The 11,422-nt window shown below is 72.8% G+C and carries 13 protein-coding genes; 7 read left to right on the forward strand and 6 right to left on the reverse strand.

Features of this window, described 5'->3' with window-relative positions:
- Positions 1–76 precede the first annotated feature (76 nt).
- The 3 genes from Apa02nite_RS51060 (at position 77) to Apa02nite_RS17245 (ending at position 2,350) form a co-directional block, all read left to right on the forward strand.
- Complete coding sequence (locus Apa02nite_RS51060; RefSeq protein ID WP_239164365.1) at positions 77–427, forward strand: hypothetical protein; 351 nt, start codon at positions 77–79, stop codon at positions 425–427.
- Between the two features lie 48 nt (positions 428–475).
- The gene (locus Apa02nite_RS17240) at positions 476–1,369 is read left to right on the forward strand and encodes a vanadium-dependent haloperoxidase (protein WP_239164366.1); all 894 of its coding nucleotides are present in this window, start codon (positions 476–478) and stop codon (positions 1,367–1,369) included.
- Between the two features lie 228 nt (positions 1,370–1,597).
- On the forward strand, positions 1,598–2,350 hold the full coding sequence (locus Apa02nite_RS17245; RefSeq protein ID WP_307871967.1) for an alpha/beta fold hydrolase: 753 nt from the start codon (positions 1,598–1,600) through the stop codon (positions 2,348–2,350).
- Positions 2,351–2,369: 19 nt separating this feature from the next.
- Here Apa02nite_RS17245 and Apa02nite_RS17250 read toward each other — a convergent pair whose 3' ends face one another.
- From Apa02nite_RS17250 to Apa02nite_RS17265, 4 genes are all read right to left on the reverse strand, one after another.
- Positions 2,370–3,527: a cellulose-binding domain-containing protein gene (locus tag Apa02nite_RS17250; RefSeq protein WP_203825872.1), complete on the reverse strand. Its 1,158-nt coding sequence runs from the start codon at positions 3,525–3,527 to the stop codon at positions 2,370–2,372.
- The gene (locus Apa02nite_RS17255) at positions 3,524–5,122 is read right to left on the reverse strand and encodes a cellulase family glycosylhydrolase (RefSeq protein ID WP_203825873.1); all 1,599 of its coding nucleotides are present in this window, start codon (positions 5,120–5,122) and stop codon (positions 3,524–3,526) included. The genes Apa02nite_RS17250 and Apa02nite_RS17255 overlap by 4 nt, the downstream gene beginning before the upstream one ends.
- A 76-nt stretch (positions 5,123–5,198) precedes the next feature.
- A complete protein-coding gene (locus Apa02nite_RS17260; protein ID WP_203825874.1) occupies positions 5,199–5,486 on the reverse strand; it encodes a hypothetical protein in 288 nt (95 codons plus the stop codon).
- Positions 5,487–5,490: 4 nt separating this feature from the next.
- Positions 5,491–6,216, reverse strand: coding sequence for a TolB family protein (locus Apa02nite_RS17265; protein ID WP_239164367.1), 726 nt, complete (start codon positions 6,214–6,216; stop codon positions 5,491–5,493).
- Between the two features lie 768 nt (positions 6,217–6,984).
- Here Apa02nite_RS17265 and Apa02nite_RS17270 point away from each other — a divergent pair.
- Complete coding sequence (locus Apa02nite_RS17270; protein WP_067698434.1) at positions 6,985–7,506, forward strand: hypothetical protein; 522 nt, start codon at positions 6,985–6,987, stop codon at positions 7,504–7,506.
- On the opposite strand, the gene Apa02nite_RS17275 is transcribed toward Apa02nite_RS17270, so the two are convergent.
- Positions 7,475–8,197 (reverse strand): helix-turn-helix domain-containing protein, encoded by a 723-nt coding sequence (locus Apa02nite_RS17275; protein ID WP_203825876.1) that lies wholly within the window; start codon positions 8,195–8,197, stop codon positions 7,475–7,477. The two genes, Apa02nite_RS17270 and Apa02nite_RS17275, sit on opposite strands and share 32 nt — an antisense overlap.
- Before the next feature lie 48 nt (positions 8,198–8,245).
- On the opposite strand from Apa02nite_RS17275, the gene Apa02nite_RS17280 reads away from it, so the two are divergent.
- Both Apa02nite_RS17280 and Apa02nite_RS17285 read left to right on the forward strand, forming a co-directional pair.
- Positions 8,246–9,106, forward strand: coding sequence for a hypothetical protein (locus Apa02nite_RS17280; protein WP_203825877.1), 861 nt, complete (start codon positions 8,246–8,248; stop codon positions 9,104–9,106).
- The gene (locus tag Apa02nite_RS17285; RefSeq protein ID WP_203825878.1) at positions 9,103–9,831 is read left to right on the forward strand and encodes a VOC family protein; all 729 of its coding nucleotides are present in this window, start codon (positions 9,103–9,105) and stop codon (positions 9,829–9,831) included. The genes Apa02nite_RS17280 and Apa02nite_RS17285 overlap by 4 nt, the downstream gene beginning before the upstream one ends.
- A 139-nt stretch (positions 9,832–9,970) precedes the next feature.
- Here Apa02nite_RS17285 and Apa02nite_RS17290 read toward each other — a convergent pair whose 3' ends face one another.
- Complete coding sequence (locus Apa02nite_RS17290; RefSeq protein ID WP_203825879.1) at positions 9,971–10,327, reverse strand: DUF4352 domain-containing protein; 357 nt, start codon at positions 10,325–10,327, stop codon at positions 9,971–9,973.
- Between Apa02nite_RS17290 and Apa02nite_RS17295 the strand changes: the two genes are divergently transcribed.
- Positions 10,314–10,721 (forward strand): hypothetical protein, encoded by a 408-nt coding sequence (locus Apa02nite_RS17295; protein ID WP_203825880.1) that lies wholly within the window; start codon positions 10,314–10,316, stop codon positions 10,719–10,721. The genes Apa02nite_RS17290 and Apa02nite_RS17295 overlap by 14 nt on opposite strands.
- The last annotated feature ends 701 nt before the right edge of the window (positions 10,722–11,422 follow it).

An 11,422-nucleotide genomic window follows, 5' to 3' on the forward strand; every position in this document is an offset into this window, starting at 1 on the left:
CGGCCCGCCCGCCCCGATCGGTCCGATTGGCTACACATCGGCACCCATCCATAGCCGCGCGCGGCACGCTGGGCCGGTGAAGAAGCTGCTGACAGCCCTCGCAGTGCTGGTGACCGGCGCAGGAGCCGGCACCCCGGCGGCCGCCCACCCGGTGCGGCCGGACATCGACAGCGTCCACGTCTGGAACGAGCTCGCGCTCTCCGCGGTCCGCGCCACCCGGGCGACCGACGCCGACGCCGCCCGCCTCTACGCCATGCTCAACGTCGCCGTCTACGACGCGGTCAACGGCCTGCGCCCCGGCCACACCGGCCGCGCCCCGGCGCTGATCGGCGGCGCCGGTCCGCGCGGCGCCGACCCGCAGGCCGCCGCGGCGGCCGCCGCCCACGCGGTGCTGGCCGGCGCCGACGCCGCCCGCGCCGCTACCTAAGACGCCCAGCTCGCCGCCGACCTCGCCCGACTCGGCGCCGGTACGCCGGTGACCCGCGGCGCCACCTGGGGAGACCACGTCGGCGCGGCGGTCCTCACCGCCCGCGCCGACGACGGGTCCCGGCCGGTCGAGACCCAACCGGCCGGCGCCGGGCCCGGCGTGTTCCGCGCCGACTGGCCGGGCGTGCAGTACCGCAACGTCCGCCCGTTCGCCGTGACCGACCCCGCCCGGTATCTGCCGGGCCCGCCGCCGGGCCTCACCAGCAGCGCCTACGCGCAGGCGTTCGCGGAGGTCGAACAGCTCGGCAACGCCGCGGTCGACGCACCCGACCTGCTCGCCACCTTCCAGTTCTGGTCACTTCCGGCCGGGTCCGCGCAGCCGCCCGGTGAGTGGCTGCGGATCGCCCTGACCGTGGCCGGGCAGCGGCATCTGGCGCTGGGCGAACAGGCCAGGCTCACCGCGCTGCTGACCATGACGCTCGCGGACACCACGATTCCCACGGTGGCGACGAAGTACGCGTACCGGCATTGGCGGCCGACCACCGCGATCCGGGAGGCAGACACCGACGGCAACCCGGCCACCCAGCCGGATCCGGCCTGGACCTCGCGGGCCGGCAGCGCCGGCGGCACACCGGAGTACGTGTCGGGGCACAGCGCCTACAGCGGGGCGGCGGCCACGGTGCTCGCCGAGTTCTTCTGCACCGACCGGATCGCGTTCACCCACACCACCGACTCGGCGCCGGGCGGGGTGGCCCGCGCCTACCCGAGCTTCTCGGCGGCGGCGACCGAGGTCGGCCGCTCCCGGATCTACGGCGGGCAGCACTTCGCCTTCAGCGACCAGGCCGCCCAGTCGATCGGTCGCGCCGTCGCCCGGGACGTGCTGACCACGAAGCTGCTCCGCAACACCGCCCCCGTCCACCACGGCCCCTGCCCGGCCGCCTGACCCTCACCTCACGGCCCCCGTGCCGGTGCATCACGGCCGTGAGCGCCCGCCAGGACCGACCGGCTGGCTCTCACGGCCGCTATGACGGGCCCATTTGGGCGCGGAGAGCCAGCCGGGACCGGATCGGCTGGCTCTCACGGCCGCTATGACAGGCGCATTCGGGCGCGGAGAGCCAGCTGGGACTGCACCGCACGCGGCCGCCGGCGAGACGGCGAGACGGTGGGCCGGGTGGGCTGGCAGACTCGCGGGATGGGCGGGGAGTTGCGGGTGCGTGGTGGTGGCAGCGGGGAGCCGGTGCTGATCCTGTTGCACGGGCTCGGCGCGACCGGTGACGTCTGGGCCGGGTGGGAGCCGCTGCTGGCGCGGGACTGGCCGGGCCGCTGGCTGGCGCCGGATCTGCCCGGGCACGGCGGGTCGGCGGAGCTGCCGGAGTACACGTTCGACGCGCTCGCCGAGGCGGTCGGCACGCTGGTGACGCCCGGCGAGCACACCGTCGTTCTCGGACATTCGCTCGGTGGGGTGGTCGCCACCTTTCTGCCGGTGACCGCCGTCGTCGCTCTCGGCGTCAAGGTCTCCTGGAGTACCGAGGAGTTGGAGCGGGCACGGTCGCTCGCCGGACGCCCGGTGAGCTGGTTCGACTCCCCGGAGGACGCCCTGGCCCGGCACCTGCGCGTGTCCGGGCTCGGCGGGCTGGTCGGCGCGGAGCATCCGGCGGCGCGGGCCGGGGTCCGCGAGCAGGACGGCCGCTGGCGGCTCGCCCTGGACCCGCGGGCCTTCGGCGTCGGTGCACCCGACATGGCCGGGCTGATCGCCCGGTCGCCGGCAGCGGTCACCCTGGCCCGCGGGGAGCACGACCCGATGAACACCGGCGACCAGCTCGAACAGTTCGGCCGGCCGGTCGTCACTCTGGCCGGGCTGGGCCACAACGCGCACGTGGAGAGCCCGCACCAGTGCCTGGCGCTGCTGCCGGGCGTGGCCTGAGCCCCGCCCGGCAGCAAACTCAGCAGCCGTTCCGGGTGCCGCTGACCGCCACGTCGTCGTACCAGAGGGTGTCGGCGCCGTCGCCGTAGCTCTCCCAGCCCAGTCGCAGGTCGGTGAGGGCCGGGCGCCACGTCCGGTTGAGCCACTGCCCGTCGATGTCGTGCGTGGCCACCCCGTCCTCGATCAGGCCGGGCACCGAGGTGCCGTTCAGCCAGGTCTCGATGGTGCCGTCGGCGCCGGAGACCTTGAACTCGACACAGTTCCAGGTGTTCACCGGCAGCGGGGCGGACAGGGCCACACCGGCCGGGCTCTGTTCGGGCAGGGTGGCGTCGTCCGAGGCCCGGTTGAACTGCAGGGCGCCGTTCTGGCCGCCGAAGCGCAGGTCCTTGCCGCCGTCGTTGGCGTCGGCAAGGGCGACGGCGGTGACGTGCGCGGCGGGCAGGGCGGTGGTGTGCCGGACCCAGTAGCGGACGTACCACACGTTTGTCGCCGCACCGAGCAGGTCGGTGTTGCGGGCGAAGACGTGGTTGCAGTACCCGGCCGTGCCGTTGATCCGCAGGGACGTCGCGCCGGTGTGGGCGACCGTGCGGTCGATCGCGGCGGTGCCGGTGCCGGAACAGTCCGCGCTGGTCACCGCCCAGGTCCCGGCCGGGACCGCGCCGGTCTGCCCCTCGAACCCGTCGCAGCGGGCCACTGAGGCGCAACCGGCCCCAGGGTCAGGGGGTGGGCTGGAGGTGGACGCCGACGGGGACGACGAGCCCGACGGGGCCGGCGTAGGAGCATCGCCGCAGGTCACTCCGTTGAAGCGGAACGACGACGGCGCCACGTTCGTGCCCGTGAACGTACCCTGGAAGCCGAAACTGGCGGACCCGCCGGTGGCCAGCGCACCGTTCCAGGCGGCACTCGACGCCGTCACGGTCGCTCCGGACTGGCTGACCGTCGCGCTCCACGCCGAGGTGACCTTCTGGTTGCCGGTGAAGTCCCAGCTCAGCGTCCACGAGGTGACCGCCGCACCGAGGTTGGTGACCTTGACGTCGGCGGTGAAGCCGGTGCTCCAGCTGTTCGCGGTCCACGCCACGTCGCAGGTGGACGCGGCCGCCCGGGCCGGGCCCAGTCCCACGACACCCCAGGTGGCGCCGGTCAGGACCACGACGGCAGCGATCGGGGCGAGCCTCATGCGCACGCCACCCCGTTGAGCTTCACGGTGGCCGGGGCACTGGTCGTACCGTTGGCGGTGAATCCGACAGTGACCGAAGCGCCTGCCGCGAGCGACGGCGAATATGTCGGCGCGGCCGCGGTGACCGCGGTCCCGCTCTGGGTGACCGTCGCGTTCCAGGCGCTGGCGACGGTCACGCCGGACGGCCAGGTCCAGGTCACCTGCCACGGGCTGACCGCGCTGCCACCGGTGTTCTGCACCTTGAGCTGGCCCTGGAAGCCGCCCTGCCAGCTGTTGTCCTGCGCGTAGGTGGCCGTGCAGCCGCCCGTGGTCGCGGGAGTCGAGGCCGAACCGGAGGGCGACGGCGACGAGGTGGAGCCACCGGCGACCGGCGCGATCAGGTACGGCTGGATGATCGCCTGCTTGGCCTGGTTGACCGTGGTCCAGTCGTCGTTGGCGATGCCGCCGGTGTCACCCGAGTTCGGGTTCCACGACCAGTACGTGAACGACATCCCGTTCACCCCGGTGCCGGTGTATTTCAGCAGCTCCTGCAGCCACACCTTGTCCACGTTGCTGGCCAGGGTGGTGCCGAACTCGCCCATCATGATCGGCGCGATGTTCTGCTTGTAGAGGTAGCCCCAGTACTTGTCCCAGATCGCCGGCATGTTCGCCGGGTACGACGGGTCGTCGAACCACGCCTGGTGGTACACCGAGGTGGCGTACTCGTGCGGCGAGTAGACCAGCCGGTTCGCCACGTCCAGGCGTACCGGGAACTGGCCCGCCTTGGACAGGTTGCCGCCCCACCATCCGCAGTCCTCGTCGTTGCTGGTGTCGTTGTCCCAGACGTTGGACAGTCCGCCGCTGGGGCAGCTCACCCCCTCCACGAAGATCAGCCAGTTGGGCTGGACCGCGAGGATCGCGTTGCCGGCCCGTTCGGCCGCCAGCCGCCAGTCACGGGCGGTGTCGCCGCAGCCCCAGCAGGCACCGGTCGCGGCCGGGTTGGTGCCCTCGGCGTGCGGCTCGTTGTGCAGGTCGGCGCCGATCACCGTGGTGTTGCCGGCGTACCGCTGGGCCAGGGCCTTCCAGTTCGCGATCCAGGTGCTCTCCGGTACGGCCGAGGTGTACCAGAGCGCGGTCTGCCCGGCAGCGGTGGGACGGTGCCGGTCCAGGATGACCCGCATGCCCTTGCCGCCGGCGTACCCGATGACCTTGTCGAGGATCTGCAGCGGGGAGAGCCCGACCAGGTCCGGGTTGACGTAGTCGTTGATGCCGGTGGCGGTCGCGCCGGCCTTGAGCGCGTCGTCGGAGAACGGGATCCGCAGCGTGTTGTAGCCGAGCGAGGCCATCGTGTCGAGCTGGCCGCGCCACGGGTTGCTGGCCCACAGGCCGTGGAACGTCTTGTTGTCGGTCTCCATGCCGAACCAGTTGATCCCGGTCAGCCGGACGGTGGCGCCCGTACTGTCGACGATCTTGTTGCCGGTGGTGTGCAGGTAGCCGGTGCCGGTGCCGCCGGTGGCGGCGGACGCGGGCTGTGCGGTGACGATCGCGGCGGTGACGCTGGCGAGAGCCAGGGCCACGGCACCGGCGAGCCACGAGCGTGTCGATGGGAGCGACATCGATGGACTCCTTCGGGGACGGAAGGCGTGAAACATCATCGTTACATGGGAGCGCTCCCAGTAACAACCATGACCATCAATGCATTCGGCCCAGGAAGAGCGTGCCGCACAGGACCAGGACGACGCCGAGCACGGTGCCGAGGCCCACCCCGATCGCGATCGGTCGCCACGGCTGCTTGACCACCAGGATCAGGAACGCGACGAGTCCGGCCGGCGCGAGGTAGATCTCCAGCAGGCCGTAGAAGGCGACGTACGCCCGGCCGCCCCCGTCGGTGGTCGCCGCCAGCCCGAACATGAAGGCCAGCAGGATCACGTGCGGTGCGACAGCGATCCCCGAACCGATCCACCGCTGCCTATGCTGCATCCGCTCACCCTGCCAGGGGGTAGTCCACGTAGGCGAAGCGGGTGCCGTCCGGCGACCAGCTGTTGACGTTGATGGTGCCCTGGCCGCCCGGCAGCTCCACGATCGTGCGCGCGGCGTGCCAGTCGTCGCCCTCGACCAGGCGCAGCTCGACGAGCCGGTCGGCCGGGTGGCCCTCGGTGCCCGGCGGGTAGCTCAGGTACACCGCCCGGCTGCCGTCCGGCGCGAAGTGCGGGAACCAGTTGACCCGCGCGTCGTGGGTGAGCTGCTCCATCGCGGTGCCGTTCGGGCGGATCCGGGCGATCTGGGCGTGGCCGTACCGCTCGGTGTTGAAGTAGATCCAGTCGCCGGCGGGGTGATACTCCGGCCCGTCGTCCGCACCGGGTCCGCTGGTCAGCGCGGTGCTCGGCCCGCCATCGGCGCGGATCGTCCAGAGGGTGCCGGCGTCCCACCGGCCGGGCTCGAGGCCGACGTAGGCGAGCGTCGCCCCGTCCGGGCTCACCCCGTGCAGGAAGTGCATCCAGTTCGCGGCGTCCGTGATCCGCTGCCCCGGGCCACCCGCGAGCGACGCCCGGTAGAGGTGCCCGTCATTCCCGGACAGAAAGATGTCCTTGCCGTCGGGCGCCAACACATGGTCGTTGTTCAGCTCCGGCACACCCTCCAGCGGGATGAGTTGCGGCGCCGCCGAACCGTCCGCGGGCAGGCTCCACAGCAGCCCCTCCCCGTTCACCACCAACTGATCGTTCGCGGTCCAGTTGGGCGCTTCAAACAAAACCAAAGCACTTTTGTGTACGACAGTGAGCACACCACTGTCGACCTCACACACCAGGATCCGGCAGTGCTGGCCGGGGGCGAGGGTCCGCGCACTCGCCATCAGAGCTCCCCGGCGGAGGCGGTGGTGGCGACGGTCAGCGTGGTCAGCGACGGTGGCAACATGGCGCGGCTCCCGAGATCTTGGAAGTCAACGTGTACACGCCCCCGGCCGGCCTGGCCAGCGCACACCCCCGCCGCCGTCGCTCCCGCAGCGTCGTGCCGCACTGCCGCTAGCCATCCTAGGAAGATAGGACAAAGGGTGGGGGCCTGCGGGCGAACCCAACCGGGCAAGGCAAGACCGAACCCCGGCTGGCCCTCACGGCCCCTATGGGTCCCGCTTAAGGGCCGTCAGCACCAGCCGGGACTTGAGGGGACCGCTGGCTCCGGTGTGGGCTGGTGCTGGCGGTCCTCTCACCTTCCTTGAGGGGACCGTGAGGGCCAGCCGGGGCCGTGAGTCGCGTCGTGGCCGGGTGGGGCGGCGGGCATCGCGGGCTCCCTGGCGTACCGGAAAAGGCGCGGCCTGGAAAGGAAGCGGACCGTGAGCGGACCGTGCGCGGTGAGTGGCGGTTGTGGGGACGGTGCCCGCTTGTCAATCGGCGACCACGGTGGCGGGTAGGCTCCCCTTGACGGCTTGATCGGTGCTCAGGCGCCGATCACGGGGGCGCCGTGCGAGCGAAGGGTCACACAGATGGACGTGCACGATACGGAAACCGACGACGGCGTCGGTGCGGCGCCGGCGGTGGCGAGGTTGCTGCTGGAGCTTCGCGGGCGGACCACGGTCGAGGTCAAGCCGGTCGGGCGGAGCCTGCAGGTGCGGCCGCCGGGCGCGCGGAACGTCGCGGTGCACATCCATCCCGGCGGGGTGGACATCGCGGTGGCTCGGGCGCAGGCCGACGAGATCGCCGAGACGATCGACGGCGCGACGGTGAAGGATCCGGACGACGTGGTGCCGTTCGTGTCGGTCGAGGGACACCTGATCGACGCCAGTTACGACGCGGTGCTGGACGCCGCGGTGCAGGCCGTCGAGCTGCGCAAGGCCGGCGGACCGGTCAAGGCGGCACGGGCCGCGGCAGCGCCCAAGGCGGCGAAAGCGGTCAAGGCCGCCAAGCCGGTCAAGCCCGCGCCCCGGCCCGAGTACCGGCCGATCTGTCCCAAGTGCAAGCAGTACGAGCTGCTGTTCAACGGCGAGTGCCCGTCCGGGTTCTGCTAGCGATCAGCGCGGCGGGGGTCAGGCCGGCCAGCGCCGTCGACTCCCGGGTGAGGTGGGCCTGGTCCACGTACCCGGCCCGAGCCGCCAGCTCGCCGGCGGTCCCCTCGCCCAGCAGGCGCAGGAACCGCTGGAACCGGAGCACCCGCTGCATGGTCTTCGGGCCGTAGCCGGCCGCTGCGGTGAACCGGCGGCGCAGCTGGCGGTCGCTCAGGCCGAGTTTCGCGGCGAGCTCGGGCACCCGCAGGTGCGGATCGTCGAGCAGCCGGACCGCGGCCAGCATCGCCGGGTCCGGCGGGCGCTCCCTGGCCAGCCGCCCGGTGAGCGTCACCATCCGGCGCAGCGCCTCGTCCGGGTCGAGGTCGCCCCGCAACCGCCGGGCCGACTCCGGGCGCAGGTCCGCGAGATCGGCGCGGAGATTGCGCAGAGATTCCAGAGGTACGCCCAGAGTCGTCCCCCCGGCGCCCGGCCGCAGTCGTACGCCCATCAGTGTCTCCCCCGCCGGGAGTGTCGCGGGCATCGGACCGGTGTCCGGGCCGGCCAGGTACGCACCGGTCCCGCTCTGCCAGATCAGGTCGACGCAGCCGTCCGGCAGGATCAGCGCCGGCGAGGAATCAGCCCCGACCGTCCGGCGCCACAGGCACACCACGACCTCACGCAGGGGTGCCGGCGGCGCCCACTCGATGTAGCCCATGGCCGATTCTTACAAGACGAGCCGACCGGCTGCACCTAGCGTGGTGGCATGACCGCTGATCTGCACGCTGCCGACCGGTTCCTGCAGGCCGAGAGCCGCCTGCTGGAACGCCGCCTGTTCGACGTCCTGATCCGGGACGGGTCACCGGACCCGGTGGTGGACGTGCTGCGCGGCTATCGCAACGCCGACGGCGGGTTCGGCCACGGCCTCGAACCGGACAAGCGCTGCCCGGCCAGTCTCCCGATCGACGTGGAGACCGCGTTCCAGGCCCTCGCCGCGGCCGGCACGACCGACCACAGCCTGCTCGGGCCGGCCTGCGACTTCCTCGGCTCGGTGGCCGTCGACGGCGCGGTGCCCCTGGCGTTCCCGGTGATCGAGGACTATCCGCGGGCCGCGCACTGGACCGAGTGGACGTACGCGCCGGGGCTCAACCCGACGGCCGGGCTGGCCGGGCTGCTGCACCGGCTGGGTTTCGAGCACCCGTGGCGGGACGCGGCGACCGCGTACTGCTGGCGCGAGATCGAGTCGGGGAAGCTGCCGGACGAGGTGCACGCGCTGGGCGAGGCGATGACGTTCCTGGCCCACGTGCCGGACCGGGCACGCGCCGAGCGAGCCGCCGTGACGGTCCTGGAGCAGCTCACCGCCTCGCCGATGTTCGACCCGAAACCCGGCGAGTACGGCCTGACCCCGCTGCACATCGCCGCGACCGCGGACTCGCCGTGGCGGACGCTGTTCGACGACACCCGGCTGCAGGCGAACCTGGACCAGCTCGCCGACGGCCAGCAGGACGACGGCGGGTGGACGATCACCTGGGAGCCGCCCAGCAAGGCGTCCCGGCTGGAGTGGCGCGGCATCGTGACGGTGCAGGCGGTACGGACGCTCAGGTCGTACGGCAGGATCGGAGGATGACCTCGGAATCGATCGGCACGCTGCGGGCGGTGGCGCTGGACGCCGCCGATCATGAGCGGCTGGCCGTTTTCTATCAGGAGTTCGCCGGGTGGCAGCGGGTGCCGGACGACGACGATGACTGGATCACCCTCGACACCACGGACGGCTGGCGCCTCGGCGTGCAGCGGGCCGCCGACCACGTGCCGCCGGAGTGGCCCGGTCAGGAGCGGCCGCAGCAGGCTCACCTGGACTTCCGGGTGTCATCGATCGACGCGGCCGCGGACCGTGCGGTGGCCCTCGGCGCGACCGTGCTGCGGCGCAACGAGCGGTGGCACACGCTCGCCGACCCGGCCGGGCACCCGTTCGACGTGTGCCTCGGCGCGGACGGTCCACGGACGCTGCTGGCCGGCGTGATGCTCGACTGCCCGGACGCCAAGACGCTGAGCCACTTCTATGCCGAGCTGCTCGGCAAGCCGGTGACGTACGAGGCGGACGGCATCGCCATGATCGGCGAGGATGGCGCGCAGCCGGTGATGTTCCAGCAGGTGACGGGGTATACGGCGCCGCGCTGGCCGGACCCCGCGTATCCGCAGCAGCTCCACCTGGACGTGACCGTCGCGGACGTGTCCGTGGCGGAACGGGCCGTGCTCGCCCTCGGCGCGACCCGGCTGGACGGCGCCGGCCCGAACTGGCGCGTCTACGCCGACCCGGCCGGCAAACCGTTCTGCCTGATCTGGGAGGACTAGCCGCACGGCCGCTCCCGCCCCGTCGCTGCCGCGGGCTGGTCCCCAGGGGTGCTTCCGGCCGTTCGACGCACCCCTGGGGACCAGCCCGCGGGCGGGAGGCGGCCGGGCGGCGCTTCACGGGCAGACTCGGCCTCCGCCTTCAGCGGGTGGTGTCCAGCGGCCAGGTCGCAGTGTCGGCCTCGTGCCTGATGTGCAGGATGTCCAGGTGGGTGTCCGCGCCGACCTCGAACACCAGCACGCGCTGCAGCGACCAGTCCGGTTCGAGGGCGGTGACCGGAAATGCCTGCAGCGCGGCGGACATGACCGGGTCGCTGCCGTAGCGGACACCCCGCGTGTCGGTGAGCCACGCGTTGTCGTCCACGTCGGGCGTGAACGTGACGTCGCCGCTGTTGAGCACCTGCACGGTGATCGACAGCAGGCGGTTGCCGGGCGCCGGGTCGAGTTCCGGGAAGCTCGACAGCTCCGGGTCCTGAACCCTCGGTATGGAGATCGTCATCGCCGCGCCGCGCACGTCGTGGATGGTCACCGGGCCGGCGGCCGGCACGGTCCACCCGGACGGCAGTGGCGGCATCGTCGGCACCGTCCAGCCGGACGGGACGGGCGTCGTCGGCACGGTCCAGCCCGACGGGACGGGCGTCGTCGGCACGGTCCAGCCCGACGGGACGGGCGGCGTCGTCGGCACGGTCCAGCCCGACGGGACGGGCGGCGTCGTCGGCACGGTCCAGCCCGACGGCAGCGGCGGGGCGGTGTCGGCCGGCTGCCGGGGCTCGGCCCGGAGCCCGATCGCGTCGATCGCCGGGGGTGGGCTGGACCCGGTCCGGGTCGCCCAGGTCACGGTCACACCGCCGGCCACGCAGATGGCCACGACGGCCAGCAGAGCGGCTACGTGAGCACGCCGCGACGCCGGCGCCGCCGGACCGATCGCCGACGGCACGGTAGGGGTGAACCATCTCGCCTCAGATAGGTGAACCGACCCTGACGGCGCGGCTACCAGCGAACACGGAGCCGCAGCCGCAGCCGCAGCCGACAAGGGTGACGACGCAGCCGGCGAGGGCGGGGACGCGGCCGACAAGGGCGGGGATGCCGCCGACAAGGGCGGGGACGCCGCCGACAAGGGCGGGGACGCCGCCGACGCGGACCTGCGCATGGCCGCGCGGGTGACGAGTGCGCCGCCGGCCGCGGCCACGACGGCGACAGCGACGACGGCCGCCCAGTCGCGCAGCCGCCGGGGCGGGAGAGATCCGGGTGGCTCCGTGGTCATGGCCGCCAGGATCGGCAGCCCGGCCACGAACCTGAGACCGAACGGCAACCGGCCCGCCCCAGCTCAGCGCGACCCCGAAACTCCAGGTAGCCGTCGTTCCCGGACCACCTTTCCGGTACGCATACGGAGCGCCCGTCCGCAGGCTACGAGCCGAGTCCCGTGGTGGTCTCGCGCCACGCCCCGGCCCACTCCGGACCGCCCCGCGCCTCCCGCCCCGGGCTGGCGCTGGCGGCCCCCTCAACAACCCGGAGACAGCCGTCGCCACCAGCCCGCGACCGCCCAATGCCGCTCAGCCTATTTTGATCTCGGTGGGGCCCTGCGGCCTGGAGC

The organism is Actinoplanes palleronii (genome assembly GCF_016862315.1).
GTDB classification, from domain to species: Bacteria; Actinomycetota; Actinomycetes; order Mycobacteriales; family Micromonosporaceae; genus Actinoplanes; species Actinoplanes palleronii.